The sequence below is a fragment of the Paenibacillus sp. TC-CSREp1 genome (genome assembly GCF_050171015.1).
In the GTDB taxonomy this organism is placed as follows: Bacteria; Bacillota; Bacilli; order Paenibacillales; family Paenibacillaceae; genus Paenibacillus; species Paenibacillus silvae.
This window is the reverse complement of the sequence record NZ_JBNOKM010000009.1, coordinates 115,968-138,066: the sequence shown is the minus strand read 5'-3', so window position 1 is coordinate 138,066 and position 22,099 is coordinate 115,968. Positions and strand designations below refer to the sequence as shown.

The following is a 22,099-nucleotide window of genomic DNA, read 5'->3' as shown; positions in this document are numbered from 1 at the left end:
CTATTTCTTGAACATACGCGGCTTCCATAAACGAATGATCAAACCGTAAATAAAGAAACCACCCAGCAAACCACCTAAATGAGCCATCCAGTTGATGCCTGACATCGCAAAGGAGAAAATGATCCCGAACAACAGCAGGGTATACAACGTCTTGCGTGATGTCTCATCCATTAGAGCGCGCTGGAACAATGCCACATAGAGAAACGCCCCATATACGGCATAGATCGCCCCGGATGCTCCAACCGAAATGGTAATCTTGTCAATTGAATTGTAATACGCAATCGCAAGAATATTACCGACTACGCCTCCGCCCAGATACAATACTCCGTATCTTAACGAGCCAAGCAGCCGCTCCATCGGCGGAGCAAACACAATCAAAGCAAAGCTGTTAAACAGAAGATGACTGAATCCTGCGTGCAGAAAGATAGACGTCACATAACGCCACCACTCGTTGGATAACAAATCATAGTTTGTCAGCGCTCCATACTGTAGCAGCACCAGACTGTTCGTCGAACCCCCATTAAATGTTAACACAAGAAACATAATTACATTCGCAATTAATAACAGTGATGTCAAAGGAAAGAACTTCAAATAACTTTTCCAATTTTCATAACGAATAAATATCATAGACTTTTTGCTTTCACTCCACCCTGTCAAGATCAGACATACCTTCTCAGATCCATCGTAATGCGCACGTCCGGATTGGACAATGCCTTTCATAAAAGATTATAATGGATTTTGGCACGGATCACCAATTTATAAGGAGGAACATTATTTATGACACAAGAACGTACAGGCGCAGCCACATTTAAAGGCAACCCTATTACCTTGATCGGACCTGAATTGAAAGTGGGCGATCAAGCTCCAGACTTCACTGTAAGCAAAAACCTGCTTGAAGACGCATCTCTGAAAGACTTTGCAGGCAAAATCAAATTAATCAGCGTTGTTCCTTCTCTGGACACTGGCGTATGTGATGCACAGACTCGCCGCTTCAATGTGGAAGCAGCAGATCTCGGAGAGAACGTTGTTGTTCTGACTGTCAGCGTTGACCTTCCATTCGCACAGGAACGTTGGTGCGGTGCAGCGGGCGTTGACCGCGTAGTAACCCTCTCTGACTATAAAACGCGCTCTTTTGGCGAGAACTATGGCGTTCTGATCAAAGAATTCCAGCTCGACATGCGCTCTATTTTTGTACTGGATGCCGAAGACAAAATTACATATGTGGAGTACCTGCCTGAGATGACAGACTCCCCTAACTTCGAGCAAGCCATTGCTGCTGTAAAAGCTTTGCTGTAAAACAGGTTTCATATGTGCAGAATAAAAGCGAGGAAGGTCCGCCTTCTCTCGCTTTTTATATGCCATCCTTTATGTTTACTCATTCACCTTGTATTTGCTCAGCTTTTTATCCAATACAGAGAACAAGTTCATAATTGTACGATAATTTGAACCCAAGTCTCCCATTGAACCACGGGAAGCCGAGTACATATCTACTGCGCTCCGCACAGGACTTACCGAAATAATGGAAACTGTAATATCCATCGTGCGTCCAAACGTTGTACGCTTCTCCAGTATGATCTCACCTACCGAGTGCACTTCATGCAGCACTTTGTAACCCGGAATTTTTTTGAGTGTTGAAGAAATCTCTTCCCAGGCCTTATCCTTAGATAGATTGTAATATCGTGTTTTTAATTTGGGATCCTTGGCTCGATCGCTGGTTCCCTCCATGCTGCGGATGATACCGACGAGCGTTCTCTTTAAGGTCAAGACCCTTCCTCCTTTAAGTGTAACCGTTCCATTTATGTATTCTAGTGTAACATTGTTCTTGTAGTAACAAAAGGGAAAGCATCATATTTAACAAAAATAGAATGCTAAATGCCTGCCAGGCTTAACTATTCATCACATCAGCCAGTAAAACAACGTAAAAACACCCCGGCTTCCTTCGCTGAAGGAAAAGTCAGGGTGCTGTACATTGTAACATTAGGAACCCGCCTATGCCGTCCGGCTACATTGTCTTATGAACCTGCTTGGCAGGTGGGTGACTGCAAAAATGCATTTGAAGTCCCCTTGTCGTATAGACAGGGCTTTTCAGCAACATTTTGTATTAATCTCCCAAAGACATCATCATTGGTTCAAAACAACGAATAACCGAAACGTACATCGCAGGATGTACAATTATTATATCCCTAACTGTGTAAAAAGTAAATGCCGAAGCACCACGTTTTATTTAGACTGTGTAAAATCCTTTTGGTCAGCCACTTCAGCACCCTTAACCTCTTCATTAGCATCATCGGACTTCTCAGCCAGCGCAGCAGCCTCCTCTTCTTCCTTTTGCAATTGAAGCTTTTGCATCTGCTCCTGCATTTTGTTGTAGGTTGCATAGAAGTTAAAGAACGCAAACCAGGCTATAATGCTCATAATGAAAAAGATAAACAGTACCGGATAACGCAGTCCGATATAGAACAGCAATCCGCTGCCCAGCAATGTGGAGAACACGCGGAAAGGCCGGATCAGCGTCAGAAGCACGGCATTTTTGATAATAAGCCCAATCGACATATGATAGTGAACAACCATTGAAAAGAAGTTAAACAAGGACACAAACAGCAGCAGGAGCAGCACAAGCATAATGATACCAACAAGCTGCATGTTGCGGAACTGCGTCATATACACTGTATAGTCCAGGTACATAATAGCAAACAGCAGTGTGTAGAAAATACCCCCGATTAAGCTTTGCTTGTAGTTTTCCTTGTAACCTGCGAAGAATGTACGGAAGATCGGCACATCGGTATCTCCCATATTCCATTTACGAACAACCGTGAACAACGCCGCTGTAGCCGGAAAAAGTGTAAGCGGTGCCACAATGGCTATAGCCCAGTTCATTTGTAATGATTCATTGGCGAGATTTTGCTGCATCACAAGCAGTTTCATGATCATGAAAAACAGGAATGGTGACGAACAGATCGCCCACAATAGATTGGTTGCAGCCAGTCTCGTAATCCACTCTGTCAGCCGGTATATCCCGCCCATAGCTCCTTTAAACTCCAAACAATTCTCCCCCTCCGTACCTTGCCTATAACCTCAAGTCTAATATTAATATACCTTATTATATATAGGAAAAGCCAGCACTTCCCGAAAGAAGATCACTTTCGAGAACATGCAACCTGTTAACAAATGGAAAGTTATTACAAAAGCAAAAAGGATGGAGCAGCTTCCTGCTCCATCCTCATTAACTCGTATGCTTATTCGAAAGAAGTGTCTCTAGCTGGACGACGTCCTTCATTGTTGCTTGGGCGAGGTTTGCGATCACGGTTGTAGCCGCCTTCTCTGCTGCCGCTTCCACCGCTGTTACGGTCACGGTTGTAACCGCCACGTCCACCACCACTGCTGTTGCGATCGCGGTTGTAGCCGCCACCGCCACCACTGCGGTTGCCGTTGTAGCCTGATGGTTTGCGTCCACCGGAACGAACATCTGGTCTGCGACGTTTTGCACGGATCGGATCTTCTGGAGTCAGATCGATCTGAGCATCTTTCTTGTCGCCTGTCAGAAGTTTCAAAGCTGCAGACAGCAATTGCACGGAGTCATACTGCTCAAGCATTTGAATTGCGATGCCTTTGTACTCGTTCAGTTCACCGGATTGAACAATCTCCAGGAGACGTTCAGCAGTTACACGTTGTTTTCCTTCAACCGCTTCAGCCATCGTTGGCAGTGGTTTACGTGGAATACGGTGACGAGTTACACGCTCGATGAAGTGCAGGTGATCAATCTCACGCGGTGTAACGAAAGACCATGCTGCACCCTCTTTACCCGCACGGCCTGTACGACCAATACGGTGAACATAACTCTCAGGGTCTTGCGGAAGGTCGAAGTTCACTACGTGTGTTACGCCTGATACATCGAGACCACGAGCGGCTACGTCTGTTGCAACGAGTACATCAATGCTGCCGTCACGGAACTTACGCATTACGGTATCACGTTGGTTTTGAGACAAGTCACCATGCAGGCCGTCAGCAGAATATCCGCGTTTTTGCAAAGCTTCAGCCAATTCGTCTACACGACGCTTCGTACGTCCGAATACAATTGCCAGTTCAGGAGATTCCATATCCAGCAAACGGCTGAGTGCTTCGAATTTTTGACGCTCAGGCACTTCGATATACGCCTGATCAATCAACGGAGCGCTGACTTGTTTAGGAATAACAGAAACGTGTTCTGGATTAGTCAAGAATTGTTGAGCCAGTTTTTGAATGTTAGGAGGCATTGTTGCAGAGAACAGCATCGTTTGACGATCGTCTGGGACCTGTTTCAGGATGGATTGAATATCCTCCATGAAGCCCATGTCGAGCATTTCATCTGCTTCGTCCAGTACAACAGTTTGTACATCATCAAGTTTGATGGTTTTGCGGTTGATGTGGTCAAGGAGACGTCCTGGTGTACCGATGATAATCTGTGGTTTTCTTTTCAGTGCACGAATCTGGCGTACGATATCTTGTCCGCCGTAGATTGGCAGGGAGCGCAGACCTTTGAAGCGAGTAAGTTTTTCGATCTCTTCAGCGACTTGGATCGCAAGTTCACGTGTAGGTGCCATAATGAGGGCGCGGATTTTATCATCCGTTTTGGAGATTTTGCTAATCAACGGAATACCGAATGCTGCTGTTTTACCTGTACCCGTTTGAGCTTGACCAATCAAGTCTTTGCCTTCAAGAGCGATAGGAATCGACTTGGATTGAATCGGTGTTGCTTCTTCAAACCCGAGCTCAGTGATGGCTTGCAGCACCAGTGGTTCAAGATTGAAATCTGAGAAATTTAAATTTGTCAAAATTATTCATACTCCTTTTATATGGTGGACATGGTGGACAATCCACTTTGTTGTCTGTATTCTTAAGTAGCGTTAATATTTATAGGGTATCCCAACGGGACGAATTATTTTCACGAACGAACATAATTCCATGAATGGGTCCCCAACATAAGACTAAAACTACAATCATGCGTTTGAAACATTTCAAATTTTAGCTTTCGATTTGGGAAAAGTTTCCTACTCAAGAATATCCACAAATCATTATATCATAAAACTATTCAAGATTACCAGCAATCTGGTTTTAAATAAAAATGAGGTGATTAAATTGCCCAAAATAATTTGGCACTCTTTAGTGATCATTTTGGGTGCTGCAGCGATTGCTTGCGGCTTTAACTGGTTTTTGGTTCCCCATCAGCTGCTAAGCGGCGGGGTATCCGGTATTTCCATGCTTCTGGGTTATTTTACAAATTTGAACCTTAGTGTAATGTATTTCGTTCTTAACATTCCCCTGCTTGTTGCAGGTTGGTTTATTCTCGGACGTCGTTTCATTATATTGAGCATTGTTTCGGTAGCAGCCACCTCCTGGTTCATCGCCCTGCTGCCTGTTTCTGCTGTCGCCACTGATCCGCTGTTAAGCTGTGTGTTTGGGGGTGTGCTCGTTGGAATCGGCACTGGTTTATCATTCAGAGTTGGCGGTTCCACGGGAGGACTGGATATTATAGGTTCTATTTTCACCCGGAATCGCGATTTTCCGATCGGTACCGTAATGGCAGGTATGAATGGGGCAATTATTCTGCTAGCCGGTTATCTGAACAATAACTGGAACATCGCACTGGCCTCCATGGTTTCCATCTATGTTACCGGTAAAGTGCTGGATCTCATTCATATCAGTCACGTCAAGGTCACGCTGTACATTATTACGAATGAAACCGAAGCGATGCTGAAAAAGCTGCTGGTTCGTCCGCGCGGGGTTACAAAAATTAAAACGCAAGGGGCATATACCGACATTGATAAGGATATGTTAATGACTGTGACAACACGTTACGAACTGGTCGAGATTAAACGCATCATCAAGGAAACCGATCCTAAGGCATTTGTTAACATTGTAGAAACGGTAGGCGTTATGGGCTCCTTCCGTCGCAGTTAGGCATATGCCCGTTAACAATTCACAAGTTTGTGGTATAATAATGGTGCACCGCTCTTAAATATGTTGTAAGCAGGTTCTGACCTTTACTTTTCACAAGCCATATGCTTTCCCGATTCGCGCCGAATGACTTACCATTTTGGAATTCGAGTAGGAAAGGGTGATTATTGTGGATATGGAAACGGTAAAACTGTTTGAAATTGTCAACAAATGGTGCCCGGAAATGCTCCCTTTCTTGAAACCGAATGAACTCGACTCGCTGATTGTGCTCCGGGATGGGCTGGGCATCCTGGAACAGGGAGATGCAATGGAAATCATTCAGTACAGTATTTGCGAGCATCAGAATGATGTGTATATTCAATAATTTTTTTCGAAGATGGATCACGCCGCTTCTTGACGAGGAGAACCTACGTCAGGAGGCGGTTTTTTACTATATACTGTTCAAACCAACCAAAATCCTCTACAATAAATAGCTGTCTGACATGACATCATCATGATAACTTTACAGATCGCGAGGCAACCTCAGGTGAATATGAACACAACGAGCTTTTCACAAAAAATTAAACAGTTTCTGATTATATTTCTGCCGATCTTCACTACACAGATCGCCCTCTCAGCCATGTCCTTTTTTGATACCAACATGTCTGGAAAGTTCTCCCCCGCTGATCTTGCAGGGGTAGCCATCGGCACAAGCCTGTGGATGCCCGTACAAACCGGTCTTAGCGGCATTTTGATGGGCATAACTCCTGTCGTTTCTCATCTGCTCGGCTCCCGCCGCCACGATCAGATTGGGCACAGCGTCATTCAGGCCTTATATCTTGGCATAGCCGTAGGCCTTGTGGTGCTGGGTGCAGGCGCACTGTTGCTCGGCCCTGTCCTGAACGGAATGCCTCTGGAGCCGCATGTCGCCAATGTCGCATTTTATTTTCTATGTGCGCTCGCGTTCGGTATCATGCCGCTATTCGGATACACCGTGCTGCGCAGCTTCATGGACGCTCTTGGACAGACAAGGATCACAATGCTGATTACCCTGGTCTCCCTGCCGGTAAATATTTTACTCAACTATGTGCTGATCTTCGGACGCTGGGGATTTCCGCAATTAGGCGGGGTTGGCGCCGGCGTGGCCACAGCTTGTACATACTGGCTTATTTTCCTGATCAGTTTGTTTTTTGTTCATCGCATTGACCCTTTCGCCCAGTATGGTATTTTCCGCCAGTGGTCATCTGTCTCCTTCCGCAAATGGAAAGAGCTGCTGCTCATCGGTGTGCCGATTGGCTTTGCAACCTTTTTTGAAACGTCTATTTTTGCTGCCGTTACGCTGCTGATGAGCCGATTTGATACCGTTACCATCGCAGCCCATCAAGCGGCGCTGAATTTTGCTTCCACACTCTATATGCTGCCTTTGAGCATCTGCATGGCCCTCACAATTCTGGTCGGTTTCGAGAACGGAGCCGGACGATTGAAAGATGCCAAGCAGTACAGTGTGCTAGGAATCGGAGGTGCTGTTGCTCTTTCCTTGATTACAGCCGTTATCCTGCTGGTGTTCGGGGAACAGATCGCTGGTGTTTACTCCAATGAACGTGAAGTTATCACCCTGACTCAGCATTTCCTGATCTATGCGATTTTCTTCCAGATTTCAGATGCAATTGCTACCCCGACTCAAGGGGCGCTGCGCGGATATAAAGATGTGAACCCGGCCTTGATCATTACTTTTGTTGCTTACTGGATTATCGGTCTACCTACAGGATATATCACAGCTACCTATACTTCACTAGGCGCGTTTGGATATTGGATCGGTCTTATTGCCGGATTGGCAGTAGGCGCAGCTACACTTCTATGGAGACTTTTCCGAGTGCAGCAGCAGGCTGCCCTTCGACCTTCATCAGATTGAGCTATTCAATGTAAATTACATTAGAACACTAAAAAAAGAGCACAGTCCGTATCAACGGAACTGTGCTCTTTCTTGATTAAACATCTATTATTGGGACAAACGTTGCGCCAACTCATATGTTTCCATATCAAATGCTTTTTTCGTATTTACCACTTTGTCGATGTCCGTAAGAACCAGCTCACCTTTGATAATTCCGCAGCCTTTATCCGTTTCGCCTGCAATCAGACTACGCACTGCGAAGTCACCGAGGCGGCTTGCCAGGTTGCGGTCAAACGGTGTCGGCGTACCGCCACGCTGAATGTGTCCAAGAACGGTAACACGCGGCTCATATGTCGGGCAACGTTCCATCAGTTCTTTGGCTACATCTTCACCTTTACCTACGCCTTCAGCGACGATGATGATACTGTGGCGTTTGCCATGTGCAAAGTTGGCTTTCATCCGTTCAGCCACTTCATCCATGTCAAACGGAACTTCCGGCACCAGGATCGTTTCTGCTCCCGAAGCAAGTCCGGCATGCAGCGCGATATCACCGCAGTGACGGCCCATAACCTCAACGATGGAAGAACGCTCATGGGAAGACATCGTGTCACGCAGCTTGTTTACCGCATCCACCACAACGCTTACCGAGGTATCAAATCCAATGGTGTAATCCGTAAACGAAATATCATTATCAATCGTGCCTGGCAGCCCCATCGTGTTAATGCCGAGCTTGCTCAGTTTGTTCGCACCATTATATGAACCGTCTCCCCCGATCACAATGAGACCGTCAATACCGCGTGCGCGCAAAATATCTGCGCCTCTTTGCTGGCCTTCGGCGGTATAAAATTCTTTACAACGTGCAGATTGCAGAACGGTGCCCCCGCGCTGGATAATATCTCCGACACTCCGCAGATCCATTGGGAAAATGTCATTGTTCAAAAGCCCTTGGTATCCGCGTTGAATACCGAAAACTTCCAATCCGTGATATAGTCCGCTGCGAACAACCGCACGAACAGCCGCGTTCATCCCCTGTGAATCACCACCGCTCGTTAACACTGCAATTTTCTTTACTGCTGTCATGATGTTTCTTCCTCCTCTGGTTTCACTTCAGGCTCCCGCAACAACACACCTGACTTACATATGCTTGCGTATCCAGCGGCTGAATATGAAGAAAAACACACGTGTAATCGGGCTTTTCTTCATCAGTCGTTTGGACACATCGCGAACCTCCTGCTGTTCGCTGACTTTGGGATCAGACAGGTAAATGGCTATTAGTCCTTCAATAATCATCCGGTGAAACGCAGTTCCCGGAATCTTCTGCACATCACTACGAGCCATCTCCACAATAAACGCAATTCGGCCCAGCATCGTCTCTACATTTTCGTAGTAGTTGCAGAAGTTGAGATCCCCTTCGACACGATCCTCACCCTGATCGATCAAATAATCGAGCATGATGTGTAATGCGCATACGTGCGGGAAATAGGCCTTATGAATTGAAGCCGCCTGCTCTTCGGTCAACTGTTCGTCACTTGCAGCAAGGAACAGCATAAATACACCCAGAGTAGAGCCAGTAGCTGCGGCAAATTCATTCCAGCGGAACTGAGGTGTGCGGTGGCGATGCTCCGACCACCATTCGAGCAAGGCCGTTTCTCTCAGTTCCGGTTTGATGTGCTTATATACCTGCAGGTCCGTGTATAGGCCTGCCAGATCCTGTATTTGGGGCTTGGCTGACGCATATCCCGGCAGCTGACGGGTCAGCTCCTGACAAGTTGTCACCAGATTCCGAAGATATCCGCCATCATCCTGCTCCTCACGAAGAGCATAATAGTTGACAGGAACAGCCTCCGGATCTACCGCATCAAGCATGGATTGATGGAGCAGCCGGAAATCATCCGGGTCCATCGAAGTGCTGCGGTCGCACAGATTGTCCAAATAATCACTTATGGTTTGATAAGAAACAATTAACGGAATCAGAATATGGCGGTTTGGCAGGTCAGCCAAAGCATAAACAGTTCCACCTTCACAATGAAATTGCTTATCTCTTATGCTGGCAAGTGCCTGTGTTCGCAATTCTTCATCAGGAATCGCTTCAGCCTGAGCACGCCATCCATTCAATGCATTACGCGTTTCCGGAATGGTGTATTTGTACACCCCTCTCATCAATGCCAGCGGTCCACGCGGGTACTGATGACGTTTTCGATTTGATTGGCTCAAAATAAATGTGCCTCCACTTGGTTGAATACGTATTAGAGCTGTTTTTAACCATTCCTATTATAATATGATCCCCTTAATTGTACAAATGATCTGCCGCACAAACCGCACAAAATATCGCATCTCCCGCCGATAGTTTATGTTATACTATGCATATTTCTATCCATCAAAGGAGTCGTTGACATGTCGTCAGGTGAACCACTTTCGTGGAGTCGGTTATTTTCTTTTTTTGTGCCGCTTGGCATTTCCGCCTCTCTCGTCACGATATCACATGTAATTATCAACAGTACACTTGCCCGATCTGACCATCCTGAGACGGTGATTGCGAGCTATGCTATTGCCGGAAGTCTGCTTACCCTCACGGAGCGTCCCTCTACGCTGCTTCGCCAGACCTGCTCTGCACTGGTACGTGACCGGCTCTCCTTTCAGGCATTGACGTTTGTTACCAAAATATTTCTGGCCTGTGTGCTGCTGATCGGTTTCCTCATCGTATATTCTCCCGTCGGCACCGGAGTGTTCAAATATCTATTTGGAGTAAGCCCGGATTTGTTAAGCAAAGTGATCGACGTTTACGAGATCCTGATGTACGTAAGTATTTTTTCGGTCATTCGGAACATATATCAGGGCATTATTATTACAAATAACCGAACCAAATGGCTTACCATCGGCATGATTTTCAGGCTGGCAGGTATGTATGGTCTATCTCTATATTTCATCTATACCGACTCCATTAACAGTGGTCGTGTAGGCGCTATCATATTTGCAGCGGGAATGATGATCGAAGCCCTTGTCAGCTACTTGGAAGGCAGAAGCATTATGCGAAAGATGCCAGCCAAGCTTGAAGAGCATCCTGTGGAAAGCAAGGGGGATGTGTTTCGTTTTTACAAACCACTGCTTTTATCCAGCTTTGTAGCCCTTTTTATAGGTCCTGTTATCAACATTGTGCTCGGCAAAACAACCGGGATTGCTCTCGCCATCTCTTCGTTTGCTGTAGCAAGCAGTCTGATGCAGCTCATGTTAAGCTTTTTCACCTATATTCATCAGATTGTGCTCAACTTCTATCTGATTGATGCCAAACTCGTCAAGAAATTCGCTCTGGTTACTGGCTTTATTCCGTTTGCCATGACGGTATCTATCGCATATACCCCTCTCGGTCCGTGGGTATTTGAGAACGTGATGAGTGTTCAAGGCCAGCTGCTGGAGCAAAGTCTCTGGACTCTTCGTGCCTTCGTGCTGTTTCCGCTAATCTCTCCGTTTCTCGATTTCAGTAACGGTCTCATCCTGCTCCGCGGGCAGACCAAGACGATGTTTCGCTCGCAAAGCGCAAACGCCATCTGCACCGTTATCGTTCTGCTGATTCTGGTCAGCATTTTCCCGGCTTGGAACGGTATGATTGGAGCAGCGGCACAGTCTCTCGGATTGCTTGCAGAACTTATTATTGTCTGGATGGTCATCCGGCGCACGCAAAAAGAACCAACGATGACTGTTCCCCCAACCCGCGGGTCGGCGTCTCTATAAAAACGAACTTGATTCAAGAATGGAGTATCACATCATGAAATTAAGTCTTGCCGCCCGTCCAGATCAGAACTGGCTTCGGGCACTAATGTTCACCATCTTTGGTTCGACCGCCCTGGTCGTATCCTACTTCCAGCTTTACTTCAGTCACCTCGGCTTCAGTGCGGCTGAAATTGGTTATCTGTACGGCATCGGTCCACTCATCTCTGTATTCTCCAATATGTTCTGGAGTATGGCGAGCGACAAATACAAAACGGTGCGAAAAATAATGATCATACTTCTGGGCGGCCAGCTGATTACAGGGGTGCTGCTGGCTAATGCAACCACCTTTGGAGAAGTATTTGTTCTGGTGACCTTATTTTACTTTTTCTATTATCCGGTTTATCCGCTTTCGGATACGATGGCTATTACAACCGCAAGTAAATATGGCCGTAACTTCACGTCTATTCGGGTCTTCGGCTCAATCGGATATGCCTTCTTTGCGCTCAGCATCGGATATGTGCTTGGCTCATTTGGTCCCGAATGGACGATGGGCATTTGCATCAGTCTTGCTGCTGTAACATTGCTCATCAGCTTCCAGCTGAAAGATCAGCCTTCCGGCGGCGGAGGAAAGATGCAATTATCCGGGGTATGGGATATCCTCAAACGCCGAGAGGTGTTCACCTTCTTCGGATGTGTATTTCTGCTGGCTATGGGGCATCGGATGAATGAAGCGTTTCTGACCATCACACTGAAGGACTTGGGGGCAAGCGAAGGTTTGATTGGCTGGTCCCTGCTGATTTCTTCTGTGAGTGAAATCCCGATATTTTTACTGCTCAGCAAGTATGGAAATCGATACAAGGAGTTGCCGCTTCTCACCCTGGCGGCCTTGATGTATACCATTCGTCTGCTGTTCATGTCGTTTTCTGATACACCTGCAGCGGTTGTAGTTATTCAAACGATGCACAGCGTCACCTTTGGCATCTTCTATGTCACTGCAGTTCGATATATAACACGACTTGTACCTGATAGTTATCGGGCAACAGGCATGGCTCTCTTCACTATTGTCTGGTCCAGCGCTTCCGGGCTGCTGAGCGGAACTTTAGGCGGGCTGCTGCTGGAGCATACTGGACGTCAGTCGTTTTATCTTACAGCGATGGCCTTTGCCTTGGCGGGTCTGATCGGATTTGGCATCAAGCTGCTTGGCAGCCTTACCAGCAGTTCATCCTGAGCAGCAATCTGCATTCTGCCTGACCCTTATACAGAACCAAAAAAAGCACAGTCTCCGCAAGGGGACTGTGCTTGTGTTGTTTGTATTCAGCTATAAACAATCATTTATAAGAAGTCCGTACAAAACGGAAAAATCTTACAATTTAATTACGTTAGCTGCTTGAGGACCACGGTTTCCGTCAGTGATTTCGAATTCTACCGCTTGACCTTCTTCCAATGTTTTGAAGCCGTCGCCTTGGATTGCGGAGAAATGTACGAATACGTCCTCGCCGCCTTCAACTGAAATAAAGCCATAGCCTTTTTCTGCGTTAAACCATTTAACTGTACCTTTCAAATGAACAACCTCCTAAAAATATCGCCATCTATGGCGAATACCCTCATTATACTGTATGGGCTTCCAATTTGCAATTTATCTTTTCCATAAATATAGAAAAAATTTGCTTTGCAACGTAGGGTACGGTATCATTTTACCAAAACCGTTAGTTTGGAGACTACCTATGATAAAAAAACACGAAATATACAAAACAGACAAGTGGAATATGATGACTGTAGAAGTACAAGGCAAATATCTCGTTCTGCGGGAAATTTCTGAAGAGTGGGGCGAGGAATGCCACACCTTCCTAAGCCGCCCTGCTTTGATGCATTGGGCCGAGCGCCGTTTTCCGAAGGAGGATTTCGAGAATCGCGAAGAAGAATGGCGTGCATTGATGGCAGCCTTCAAAGGAGTATAGAACGATGCAGCTGGATTCAGGCAATGTCGTAATTTTTATCATTCTGGCTTTCTCACTCGGGATCGTTTTGATTCTGGGACGCAACTCCATCCCGGACCGACTGAGACGAGGAATGGCCCTGATCGCTACCCTGATGATCTGTTTCGCCTTTTTTTTAATCGTTTATTACCTCATTAATATGGGAGCCTGAAGCTTACAACGGTGCTTGCTTGCACATTCACATGGTTCAAGGCTCTCAAATATTTCAACTGTGCTCAGGCCATACTATATGAAGTGATTCGTATAGCAAGGAGGAAGGCTGTTGAAATATCGGAAAACCTTATCTATTCTACTGGCTCTTAGCCTGCTCTCTTCGTCTCCTTCCGCTCAGGCACAGGAGACGAAGACGGCTATGCCCATTTTTTCAGCCCACAATCAAAGGAGGATTCCCATGAGTAAACTATTGAAACGTTCCGAAGTACCAGCCGAGCATACATGGAAACTGGAAGATTTATTTGCCGATCAGAAAGCCTGGGATCAGGAATATGAAGAAGTATCTTCTATGATGAAAAAAGCCTCCGAATTCCAAGGTAAACTGAATCAGCCTGACACACTTAAAGCCTGCTTCGAATTTGAAGACGAAATCGGTCTCAAGCTTGAACGACTTTTCGTATATGCTCGTATGCATCAGGATGAAGACACAGCTAACCCTACATATCAAAGCCTGTCCCAAAAAGCGCAAAAGCTGGGTGTAAACGTGGGTGAAGCACTCTCTTTTGTTACACCTGAAATTCTGTCTTTGCCAGATGCAGAACTGGACGCTTTTATTAAAAATGAAAAACTCGCCGCTTATACCTTCACACTGGAAGAGATGAAACGCGAGAAGGCCCATGTATTAAGCCAAGCAGAAGAAGCTCTGCTCGCACAGGTGGGCAATCTGTCCCAGGCTCCCCAAACGATTTTTGGCATGCTGAACAATGCCGATCTCAAGTTTCCACGAATCAAGGATGAGAATGGCAACGAGGTTGAACTGACTCATGGCAGCTACATTCAATTTCTGGAAAACCCTAATCGCGAGGTTCGCGAGCGTGCCTTCAAAGCAGTATACGAAACGTACGCCAAACAAAAAAATACGATTGCAGCAGCACTGAATGCCAATGTAACGAAAAATATGTTCTATGCCAATGTCCGGAAATATCCTTCTGTCATGGAAATGAACCTCTATGGTGACAATATTCCGACTGATGTGTATAACAATCTGGTAGATACGATTCATGAAAGCCTTCCTTTGCTGCACCGCTACATGGATCTTCGAAAAAAATTGCTTGGCGTAGATCAACTGCATATGTATGACCTGTTCGCTCCACTTGTGGATGAATACAAAATGGACATCACGTACGAAGAAGCCAAGCAGACGGTAAAAGAAGGATTGGCACCACTTGGCAAAGATTATGCAGAAGCACTTCAGTCCGGTTATGACAACCGCTGGATCGACGTATATGAAAATGAAAATAAACGCTCTGGCGCATATGCCTGGGGCGCTTACGGTACTCACCCGTATGTTTTGCTTAACCATAAGGACAATCTGAACAGCATGTTCACACTCGCCCATGAGATGGGTCATGCGCTGCATTCACATTATTCGGATACAGCACTTTCATATCGGGATGCACAGTATACTATTTTCCTGGCCGAGGTTGCTTCGACTACCAATGAAGCCCTGCTTATGGACTATATGCTGAACAAGTCTACAGATCCGAAGGAAAAACTGTACCTGCTTACGTATTATGCGGATCAGTTCCGCACCACCGTATTCCGTCAAACGATGTTTGCCGAGTTCGAGAAAATTATTCATGAACGTGCCGAACAGGGAGAAGCCCTTACGCCACAACTGCTATCTGAAATTTATTATGACCTGAATGTGCAGTATCATGGCAAAAACATGGTCGTTGACAAAGACATCGAGATGGAATGGGCGCGTATTCCCCACTTCTATAACAGCTTCTATGTATATAAATACGCTACAGGCTTCTCGGCAGCAACCAGCTTCTCCAAGCAAATTCTGGAGGAAGGTCAGCCAGCCGTGGATCGCTATATTGGCTTCCTGAAAAGCGGTGGAAGTGATTACTCCATCAATATTTTGAAAAAAGCCGGAGTCGATATGTCTACACCTCAGCCGATTCGTGAAGCTATGAGTGTATTTAAGGATTTAATCGAGCAGATGGAGCAATTAACCAAATAAGGATATGTTCCCCTGTAATCTATATCCCTTGTCCAGGCGGGCAAGGGATTTTATAATCAAGCAAGATGCAGTTCGCTTCAAAAAGGGTAATGCATTCTAGTTCGCATACGTTCAACAAGGAGGCAGCATCATGAAAATGCAATGGGCACTTATAGCGGGTCTTGTTTTTGCACTGCTTACAGGCATCTTCGCAGTCATTAATGTCGATTCCGTACAAGTTAACCTGCTGTTTAATACCGTTCGTGTGCCGTTAATTCTACTCATTCTAGGCTGTACGCTGATTGGTGGAATAATCGTCGGCTCTTACGGAATCTACCGTCAATACCGATTGCAGCGCGAAAACAAACGTCTGAAATTGCGCATTACTGAACTGGAAGCTTCTGCAGCCAGCACTGCTGTACCTGTTTCGTACGACAGCATCGATTCTATCGGTTCTAATGAACCTGAGCCTGATGACCAGCTGCACAATGATTCCATTGGCAGTCAGCATAAAGGTAATTCTCCAGGGACATTGTAAAATCAGAAACAGCCTGCTTGCGATTAAGGAATGGACACGCATTCCCTTTCCAGTCAGGCTGTATTCTTTTACTGAAGCCGTTTTATTACTGAAGCCATGCTGGCAAGCAGCATAATCAAGGAGGAAGATCAAATGAGCTTTACCATTAATGAATCCTACGTTCTGTCTTTTCTCAAAAAATTACTTGATACCCCGAGCCCGAGCGGGTATACCCGCCAGATCATGGAGATGATCTGCCAAGAAGCAGAGTCCCTGAACGTTTCCTGGGAGCTGAATAATAAAGGCGGTGCTGTGCTCACTTGGCCCGGCCAGGACTCCTCCAAAACAATCGCCCTTAGTGCACATGTAGACACACTTGGTGCGATGGTACGTTCAATTACACCTTACGGTACGCTGAAACTGACCTCAGTTGGCGGTTTTACGATGCACAGCATTGAGAACGAATACTGCTCCATTCATACACGAGATGGCAAGGTCTACACGGGAACCATTCTGTCCCTGCATCCTTCTGTGCATGTCTATCCTGACGCTCGCACGTTTGAACGTTCAGAGAACCATATGGAGGTTCGCATTGATGAGCTTGTTTCTTCCAAAGAGGATGTTTTGAAGCTCGGAATCAGTGTGGGTGACTTTATCTCGTTTGATGCCCGTGCTGTCATTACACCTAGCGGTTATATCAAATCACGTCATCTCGATGATAAAGCCAGCGTAGCCGCCCTGTTTGGCATTCTCGAATCTGCGCATCGGGAAGGCTGGAAACCCGTACATAACGTCACCCTGCTTATCTCAAACTACGAAGAAGTTGGACACGGAGCTGCTTACATCCCGGCCGAGATCAGTGAACTGATTGCTGTAGATATGGGAGCTATGGGAGATGATCTCAGCTGCAAAGAAACCGATGTATCCATATGTGCCAAAGACTCTTCCGGTCCTTACGACTACGATATGACAAGCCGCCTCATTGAGCTGGCTAAACAGGATGGCATGGATTATGTCGTGGACATTTACCCTCAATATAGCTCGGACGGTACTGCTGCCTTGCGCGGAGGCAACAACATTCGTGCGGCTTTAATCGGTCCTGGTGTGCACGCTTCTCACTCCATGGAACGCACGCACACCAAAGCGGTAATCAATACAGCACGTCTGCTTGCCGCATACATTACTACAAAGTAAGAAATTAAAGCAGCTTACCACTTCTTTTACTTCATTTACTTGGTTAAAAAGGACACATCCTCTCAGCGCATAATCAGCGTGTGAAAAGATGTGTCCTCTATTATTGGTATATGCAGCAACACAAATACAATCATTGATCAGGCCTGTTCCACATATTCGCGATATCGACGTTCCTGAACCTGAAGCCTGGCTTCGTGATCATTAATTTCAACCTGTAAAATCTGTACTGTCTGTCGTACCATGCTAAGTCCATGTTTGACCTGTTTTTCAGCGCTGCGAATTTTGTCCTGAATCATCCAATCTACAAAGAAGTTGTCAAAGAAATAGTCCGCAAAGGACAGTAGACCGCCCAAATTCAAATCAGCACTTACGGCCATCTCTACATCTTCTAACTCCTTCTGAAAACGACGCAGACGCTTGCCCGCATCCATAATAGCAACTTGTGCATCATCCATACGTCTGCGCTTGATATGCGTGGAGATTGTACCTCCACCCATCATGTCATAGATCCCCCAATTTCCTGCTGATTCCAAAGCCTTCTCTGCACGTTCAAGCGCATACACCAGATAATCTCCTTCTCTGAGAGCTTCGTTAAGCTCCTGTAGTTTGCTCGCCAGATGTTCCTGTTCTTCAGCCAATTGTTGCAGTTCTTCATCCTGCTTAAGCAAGTGTTGTTCTTTTTTTTTCCATAAAACCTGATAGTCACTCTCCCAGAACTGATGCTGAGATTGTCTTTGAAGCTCCTGCTCGACTTGAATCCGTTGCTCATGAACATCCTGTAACATTTGGCATGCCGTATCGTGAGCTGCCTTGCTCTCCAGCAATTCCAGCTCTTCTTTCTCCAGACGTTCTGTCTTCTTCCCTATTAAATTATAGAAAAACGAAGCCAAACTCATGCCGTTCAGCTGATCAACATCCCTTTGTTCCTTCTGAAGAGCTGTGCTGCAATGCTGCACCTTTGCTTCCCACTGCTTTTCCTCCTTCTGGAGCTTATGAAGGCGTTTCGCCCATTTTTCATAAATTCTTCCTTTTTCCTTAAGTATGGCGAGTTGTTCATTGATTTCATTATTGATCAACTTCACGCTCTCTCCCTTCTATGGAATTCTTTACTAGTAAAACGTAATAATCAAGGATAACGTTTCATCTTTTATCTTCGACATCTAATTTATCATCATCATGTAAACCAAAAATGCCCTCCTTCAAAACGACATGTAGCCGCTTTATGAAGAAAGACATTATTATGGTTTGCTTACATCAAGCAAGTTAGGATTTATTTTGTTCAATCTGCTCAGCGATCTCATTCAGTACAGTCCAGCGCTCCATCAATTCATCCAGATGACGCTCGGCCTCTGCCTGTTCGGCCATTAACTCCTGCAAACGAGCAGAATCACTGAAGGCGGCTTCCATCTCTTGGTTAATCCGGGCAAGATTCGCTTCGGCCTTCTCAATGTTCTCATCAATCTGATCAAATTCACGCTGCTCTTTAAAACTGAATTTCAGTTTAGGCTTTGCCGACGCAGAGGAGGCAGGAGCAGCGGCCTCGGACGTTTTTTCACTCGCCTGTTTTTTGGCGGCAGTTCCAGCACCACTCTGCTGATTGACAGGCGCATTTTTCAGCATCCATTCCGCATATTCGCTGTAATCACCTACGTGCACACGGATAGCCCCATCGCCTTCGAACGCAAGTACCTTATCTACCGTACGATCCAGGAAATAGCGATCATGCGATACGACAAACACAACCCCCGGGAAATCATCCAGATAGTCTTCCAGCACCGCAAGCGTCTGAATGTCCAGATCATTCGTTGGCTCATCCAGCAGCAGTACATTGGGAGCCGCCATCAGAATTCGAAGCAGGTATAGTCGCCGTTTCTCTCCCCCGGACAATCGGGCTATTGGCGTCCATTGTGCGGTTGGACTGAATAAAAAGCGCTCAAGCATCTGTGAAGCTGTAATAAGCGATCCGTCAGCAGTTTTAATATTTTCGGCCACTTCCTTGATATATTCAATGACACGCATCGTCTCGTCCATTTCCTGATGCTCCTGCGTGAAATAACCCAGATTGACGGTTGGTCCAAGCACAACCTCTCCGGCATCCGGCTGTAATCTGCCCGAAATCATCTGCAGCAGGGTGGATTTACCGCTGCCATTCGGACCAACAATGCCTACACGATCACCCGGCACGGCAATGTAGCTCAGATCCTCAATCAGCTTGCGGTCACCGACCGACTTGGAGAGATGCTCGATCTCCAGTATTTTTTTCCCTAGACGTGTCGAACCTACGGACACCTCAAGCGAACCGGAACGCTGAACCCCTTGCTGGTCTTTAAGCTGTTCAAAACGATCAATCCGCGCCTTCTGTTTCGTCGTGCGCGCCTTCGCTCCCCGGCGAATCCAGGCAAGCTCGGTACGCAGCAGATTTTGACGTTTCTGTTCTGAAGCAGCCTCTCGTTCCTCCCGTTCAGCCTTCAGCTCCAGAAAACGTGTATAGTTCGCCTCATATCGGAACAAGCGTCCATGATCAAGCTCCAGCATGACATTGGCTACCCGATCTAGGAAATAGCGATCATGCGTAATCATAAGCAATGCGCCGCGCCGCTTCTGCAGATACTGCTCCAGCCACACGACTGAATCATTATCAATATGGTTCGTCGGCTCGTCCAGAATGAGCAGCTCGCAAGGGTGAATTAACGCTGCCGCCAAAGCAACCCGTTTCCGCTGTCCGCCTGACAAAGTGCCCATTAATGCATCGAACTGCTGTATGCCCAGCTTGGACAAAATGCTTTTGGCTTCACTCTCCATCTGCCAGAGCTGAAGCTGCTCCATCTGTTGATTCAGACGCAACAGTCGCTCAGTCAGCTCGGTATCTGACGGATTCAACTCCAGCAGCTCCATCGTTTCTGTATACTCCCGTACCGTTCTCATCTCGGCGCCTTCACCTTCAAACACCTGCTGCAACACCGTATTATTCGGATTAAACTCCGGATTCTGGGCCAGAAACTGCACACGTACATCATTCCCGATGGCGATCTGACCCTCATCTGCCGGCTCCAGACCTGCAATCACTCGCAAAAACGTAGATTTCCCGGTGCCGTTCACACCGACGACGCCGATTTTATCCTGATCCTCCATCCCGAATGAAGCATCTTTGAATAAAATTTTCTCGCCATAACTTTTTGCAATTTGTTCTACTGTCATTATGTTCATTGCCCGTTACCCACACTTCTCTATAGTTTGAAATGCTCTATCCTCTATTATTACGCATATTACGCTCGCTCCCATAGCTTCTTATACTTGCAAAAAGGAGCGACATCCGTCCAGAAACAGCGCTGCTGCAAACGAAATTCGTTTATTCAGATCGGTCTCATTAAATTCCGGATTCAGCATTATATCCATTTTCAGACGGTCCAGAATACCGATATATGCTTCGGCCAGCAGGACAGGCTCAGGCACTCCGGCGCTCTCAAGAACACTGCGCACGATGCTCATGTATTCATTCATAAAGGCTTTCATAAATTTCATCAGGTCCGGATCATTATTCGGTGCCATAAAAAATAACTTGGTATGATTGCGGCGCTCATAATAATACGTCAAATGTGTCTTCGCAATAGCGGCAAGCTTGTCACCGGTATTGTCGTTTGCCTGCAATGCGTATTCCAATCGACTTATAAAGCTGTTACAATCCCGCATGGACACAGCAATAAATAGCTGCTCCTTGCTCTTGAAATATAAATAAATGGTGCCTTTTGCAATGCCGGCTTCATCAGCAATATCCGACATTTTCGTCTCATAAAATCCTTTTGATCCAAAAATACCATAAGCCGCATCCAAAATAGCCTCCGACTTGTCTCCCTGCACAGTGCTCATTTGCACTCCCTCCCTACAACGCCAAAATATTCCCCAAACCGATCGCCACACAGCCTCCGATCACCGAGCTCAGCACATTGACCAGATCGTTGCTCATCCACGTCCAGCCCCGTGCACGAACGGTCCGGTGGCCACAGTGTTCACTGACCTCAACTTCACGACCGCATTCGGTGCAGCGATACATCAACTGGACGGTTGCTCCCAGATAGGAATCGGCGAATGCTCCAGCGAGTCCACCTGCAAGACCAACACACATCCAGCTCAAAAATCCCAGCGTCTCAAAGTCTGCGACCCAAGAAAAGATAAATGCCCCTGCTCCAATCAAAGCTCCGCCTATCGCCGCCGCTGTTGTTCCAAGTAACGACACACCACCGGAAGCACCCGGGGTCAGCACCTTCCAATTCACGACAGAACGCGGTGGCTTACGGCTCAGGCTGCCGAGTTCGGTAGCCCAGGTATCGGATGTAACAGTTGCCATTACACCAATGAAAGCATAGATCCAGACCGGGTGTGGAAATATCCAGTATCCCAAACATAAAAGCATGCCCATCCCGCCGTTGGCAAACACTTGCCCTGCATCCCGATTGCCTGTCTTGGCATACGATTTCTCCAGCTCCTGTTTGCGTTCCTTACGATACTTGGACAACAGGGTTGAAGTTATGAAAAACAACAACAGTGTGCCAAACCAAAACAGATTGCCTGCCCCGTAATAGATCGTTCCCATCAACACAGCTGCCAAGCAACCGGACAGGGTTAGCGACTTCTTCCCGTAGGCTGCACCCGCCACAATAAAAGCGCATACCGCGCCGATAATCCAGTCCATAATCTCTCCTGCATGTGGCAGCATCTAT

22 protein-coding genes and 1 other RNA gene are annotated in these 22,099 nt (G+C 46.5%); 11 read left to right on the top strand and 12 right to left on the bottom strand.

Features of this window, described 5'->3' with window-relative positions; translation table 11 throughout:
- On the bottom strand, window positions 1–627 hold the full coding sequence (locus tag ACQSGY_RS15440) for a rhomboid family intramembrane serine protease (protein ID WP_427052635.1): 627 nt from the start codon (window positions 625–627) through the stop codon (window positions 1–3).
- Between the two features lie 150 nt (window positions 628–777).
- On the opposite strand from ACQSGY_RS15440, the gene tpx reads away from it, so the two are divergent.
- Window positions 778–1,296 carry a thiol peroxidase gene (gene tpx / locus ACQSGY_RS15435; RefSeq protein ID WP_216513272.1) on the top strand — a complete coding sequence of 173 codons (519 nt, stop codon included), beginning with the start codon at window positions 778–780 and terminating at the stop codon, window positions 1,294–1,296.
- Window positions 1,297–1,371: 75 nt separating this feature from the next.
- Here the strand turns inward: tpx and ACQSGY_RS15430 are convergent, their stop codons facing one another.
- The 4 genes from ACQSGY_RS15430 to ACQSGY_RS15415 all read right to left on the bottom strand — a co-directional run bounded on the left by ACQSGY_RS15430 (window position 1,372) and on the right by ACQSGY_RS15415 (window position 4,811).
- Window positions 1,372–1,764 carry a DUF1499 domain-containing protein gene (locus ACQSGY_RS15430; RefSeq protein ID WP_111273102.1) on the bottom strand — a complete coding sequence of 131 codons (393 nt, stop codon included), beginning with the start codon at window positions 1,762–1,764 and terminating at the stop codon, window positions 1,372–1,374.
- A gap of 214 nt (window positions 1,765–1,978) precedes the next feature.
- A non-coding RNA gene (ssrS, locus tag ACQSGY_RS15425) (6S RNA) lies at window positions 1,979–2,169 on the bottom strand.
- 51 nt (window positions 2,170–2,220) lie between these two features.
- A complete protein-coding gene (locus tag ACQSGY_RS15420) occupies window positions 2,221–3,042 on the bottom strand; it encodes a YesL family protein (RefSeq protein ID WP_427052532.1) in 822 nt (273 codons plus the stop codon).
- Between the two features lie 194 nt (window positions 3,043–3,236).
- Entirely contained in the window at window positions 3,237–4,811 is a 1,575-nt protein-coding gene (locus tag ACQSGY_RS15415; protein ID WP_427052531.1) for a DEAD/DEAH box helicase, read from the bottom strand.
- Between the two features lie 304 nt (window positions 4,812–5,115).
- On the opposite strand from ACQSGY_RS15415, the gene ACQSGY_RS15410 reads away from it, so the two are divergent.
- From ACQSGY_RS15410 to ACQSGY_RS15400, 3 genes are all read left to right on the top strand, one after another.
- Window positions 5,116–5,937 carry a YitT family protein gene (locus ACQSGY_RS15410; RefSeq protein ID WP_427052530.1) on the top strand — a complete coding sequence of 274 codons (822 nt, stop codon included), beginning with the start codon at window positions 5,116–5,118 and terminating at the stop codon, window positions 5,935–5,937.
- 172 nt (window positions 5,938–6,109) lie between these two features.
- The gene (locus tag ACQSGY_RS15405; protein ID WP_174812284.1) at window positions 6,110–6,298 is read left to right on the top strand and encodes a hypothetical protein; all 189 of its coding nucleotides are present in this window, start codon (window positions 6,110–6,112) and stop codon (window positions 6,296–6,298) included.
- Window positions 6,299–6,427: 129 nt separating this feature from the next.
- Window positions 6,428–7,825, top strand: a complete 1,398-nt coding sequence (locus tag ACQSGY_RS15400; protein WP_427052528.1) for an MATE family efflux transporter — start codon at window positions 6,428–6,430, stop codon at window positions 7,823–7,825.
- Between the two features lie 87 nt (window positions 7,826–7,912).
- Here ACQSGY_RS15400 and pfkA read toward each other — a convergent pair whose 3' ends face one another.
- The gene (gene pfkA, locus ACQSGY_RS15395; protein ID WP_111272739.1) at window positions 7,913–8,884 is read right to left on the bottom strand and encodes a 6-phosphofructokinase; all 972 of its coding nucleotides are present in this window, start codon (window positions 8,882–8,884) and stop codon (window positions 7,913–7,915) included.
- A gap of 54 nt (window positions 8,885–8,938) precedes the next feature.
- A complete protein-coding gene (locus ACQSGY_RS15390; RefSeq protein WP_427052527.1) occupies window positions 8,939–10,018 on the bottom strand; it encodes a tetraprenyl-beta-curcumene synthase family protein in 1,080 nt (359 codons plus the stop codon).
- A gap of 180 nt (window positions 10,019–10,198) precedes the next feature.
- Between ACQSGY_RS15390 and ACQSGY_RS15385 the strand changes: the two genes are divergently transcribed.
- Window positions 10,199–11,533 carry a multi antimicrobial extrusion protein MatE gene (locus tag ACQSGY_RS15385; RefSeq protein ID WP_427052526.1) on the top strand — a complete coding sequence of 445 codons (1,335 nt, stop codon included), beginning with the start codon at window positions 10,199–10,201 and terminating at the stop codon, window positions 11,531–11,533.
- A 34-nt stretch (window positions 11,534–11,567) separates the two neighbouring features.
- Entirely contained in the window at window positions 11,568–12,740 is a 1,173-nt protein-coding gene (locus ACQSGY_RS15380; RefSeq protein WP_427052525.1) for an MFS transporter, read from the top strand.
- A gap of 135 nt (window positions 12,741–12,875) precedes the next feature.
- Here ACQSGY_RS15380 and ACQSGY_RS15375 read toward each other — a convergent pair whose 3' ends face one another.
- Window positions 12,876–13,073, bottom strand: a complete 198-nt coding sequence (locus ACQSGY_RS15375) for a cold shock domain-containing protein (RefSeq protein ID WP_095288023.1) — start codon at window positions 13,071–13,073, stop codon at window positions 12,876–12,878.
- 163 nt (window positions 13,074–13,236) lie between these two features.
- On the opposite strand from ACQSGY_RS15375, the gene ACQSGY_RS15370 reads away from it, so the two are divergent.
- The 5 genes from ACQSGY_RS15370 (at window position 13,237) to ACQSGY_RS15350 (ending at window position 17,381) form a co-directional block, all read left to right on the top strand.
- Window positions 13,237–13,470 (top strand): hypothetical protein, encoded by a 234-nt coding sequence (locus ACQSGY_RS15370; RefSeq protein ID WP_090924721.1) that lies wholly within the window; start codon window positions 13,237–13,239, stop codon window positions 13,468–13,470.
- Window positions 13,471–13,474: 4 nt separating this feature from the next.
- Window positions 13,475–13,660 carry a hypothetical protein gene (locus ACQSGY_RS15365; RefSeq protein WP_397365871.1) on the top strand — a complete coding sequence of 62 codons (186 nt, stop codon included), beginning with the start codon at window positions 13,475–13,477 and terminating at the stop codon, window positions 13,658–13,660.
- 240 nt (window positions 13,661–13,900) lie between these two features.
- Window positions 13,901–15,691 carry an oligoendopeptidase F gene (gene pepF, locus ACQSGY_RS15360; protein ID WP_145402893.1) on the top strand — a complete coding sequence of 597 codons (1,791 nt, stop codon included), beginning with the start codon at window positions 13,901–13,903 and terminating at the stop codon, window positions 15,689–15,691.
- A gap of 130 nt (window positions 15,692–15,821) precedes the next feature.
- On the top strand, window positions 15,822–16,208 hold the full coding sequence (locus ACQSGY_RS15355) for a LapA family protein (protein WP_427052524.1): 387 nt from the start codon (window positions 15,822–15,824) through the stop codon (window positions 16,206–16,208).
- A 132-nt stretch (window positions 16,209–16,340) separates the two neighbouring features.
- Window positions 16,341–17,381, top strand: coding sequence for a M42 family metallopeptidase (locus ACQSGY_RS15350; protein WP_427052523.1), 1,041 nt, complete (start codon window positions 16,341–16,343; stop codon window positions 17,379–17,381).
- A 137-nt stretch (window positions 17,382–17,518) separates the two neighbouring features.
- Here ACQSGY_RS15350 and ACQSGY_RS15345 read toward each other — a convergent pair whose 3' ends face one another.
- The 4 genes from ACQSGY_RS15345 to ACQSGY_RS15330 all read right to left on the bottom strand — a co-directional run bounded on the left by ACQSGY_RS15345 (window position 17,519) and on the right by ACQSGY_RS15330 (window position 22,071).
- Window positions 17,519–18,463 (bottom strand): hypothetical protein, encoded by a 945-nt coding sequence (locus tag ACQSGY_RS15345; protein ID WP_427052522.1) that lies wholly within the window; start codon window positions 18,461–18,463, stop codon window positions 17,519–17,521.
- Window positions 18,464–18,644: 181 nt separating this feature from the next.
- Entirely contained in the window at window positions 18,645–20,588 is a 1,944-nt protein-coding gene (locus ACQSGY_RS15340) for an ABC-F family ATP-binding cassette domain-containing protein (protein ID WP_289374217.1), read from the bottom strand.
- A gap of 81 nt (window positions 20,589–20,669) precedes the next feature.
- The gene (locus ACQSGY_RS15335) at window positions 20,670–21,248 is read right to left on the bottom strand and encodes a TetR/AcrR family transcriptional regulator (protein WP_216513259.1); all 579 of its coding nucleotides are present in this window, start codon (window positions 21,246–21,248) and stop codon (window positions 20,670–20,672) included.
- Between the two features lie 13 nt (window positions 21,249–21,261).
- On the bottom strand, window positions 21,262–22,071 hold the full coding sequence (locus ACQSGY_RS15330; protein ID WP_427052634.1) for a DUF92 domain-containing protein: 810 nt from the start codon (window positions 22,069–22,071) through the stop codon (window positions 21,262–21,264).
- Window positions 22,072–22,099 lie beyond the last annotated feature (28 nt).

Coding starts and splice junctions, on each gene's coding strand:
- ACQSGY_RS15335 (WP_216513259.1), bottom strand. CDS start 21,248: ATGAGCACTGTGCAGGGAGACAAGTCGGAGGCTATTTTGGATGCGGCT.
- ACQSGY_RS15440 (WP_427052635.1), bottom strand. CDS start 627: ATGATATTTATTCGTTATGAAAATTGGAAAAGTTATTTGAAGTTCTTT.
- ACQSGY_RS15340 (WP_289374217.1), bottom strand. CDS start 20,588: ATGAACATAATGACAGTAGAACAAATTGCAAAAAGTTATGGCGAGAAA.
- tpx (WP_216513272.1), top strand. CDS start 778: ATGACACAAGAACGTACAGGCGCAGCCACATTTAAAGGCAACCCTATT.
- pfkA (WP_111272739.1), bottom strand. CDS start 8,884: ATGACAGCAGTAAAGAAAATTGCAGTGTTAACGAGCGGTGGTGATTCA.
- ACQSGY_RS15365 (WP_397365871.1), top strand. CDS start 13,475: ATGCAGCTGGATTCAGGCAATGTCGTAATTTTTATCATTCTGGCTTTC.
- ACQSGY_RS15370 (WP_090924721.1), top strand. CDS start 13,237: ATGATAAAAAAACACGAAATATACAAAACAGACAAGTGGAATATGATG.
- ACQSGY_RS15385 (WP_427052526.1), top strand. CDS start 10,199: ATGTCGTCAGGTGAACCACTTTCGTGGAGTCGGTTATTTTCTTTTTTT.
- pepF (WP_145402893.1), top strand. CDS start 13,901: ATGAGTAAACTATTGAAACGTTCCGAAGTACCAGCCGAGCATACATGG.
- ACQSGY_RS15405 (WP_174812284.1), top strand. CDS start 6,110: ATGGAAACGGTAAAACTGTTTGAAATTGTCAACAAATGGTGCCCGGAA.
- ACQSGY_RS15400 (WP_427052528.1), top strand. CDS start 6,428: ATGATAACTTTACAGATCGCGAGGCAACCTCAGGTGAATATGAACACA.
- ACQSGY_RS15330 (WP_427052634.1), bottom strand. CDS start 22,071: ATGGACTGGATTATCGGCGCGGTATGCGCTTTTATTGTGGCGGGTGCA.
- ACQSGY_RS15355 (WP_427052524.1), top strand. CDS start 15,822: ATGAAAATGCAATGGGCACTTATAGCGGGTCTTGTTTTTGCACTGCTT.
- ACQSGY_RS15350 (WP_427052523.1), top strand. CDS start 16,341: ATGAGCTTTACCATTAATGAATCCTACGTTCTGTCTTTTCTCAAAAAA.
- ACQSGY_RS15380 (WP_427052525.1), top strand. CDS start 11,568: ATGAAATTAAGTCTTGCCGCCCGTCCAGATCAGAACTGGCTTCGGGCA.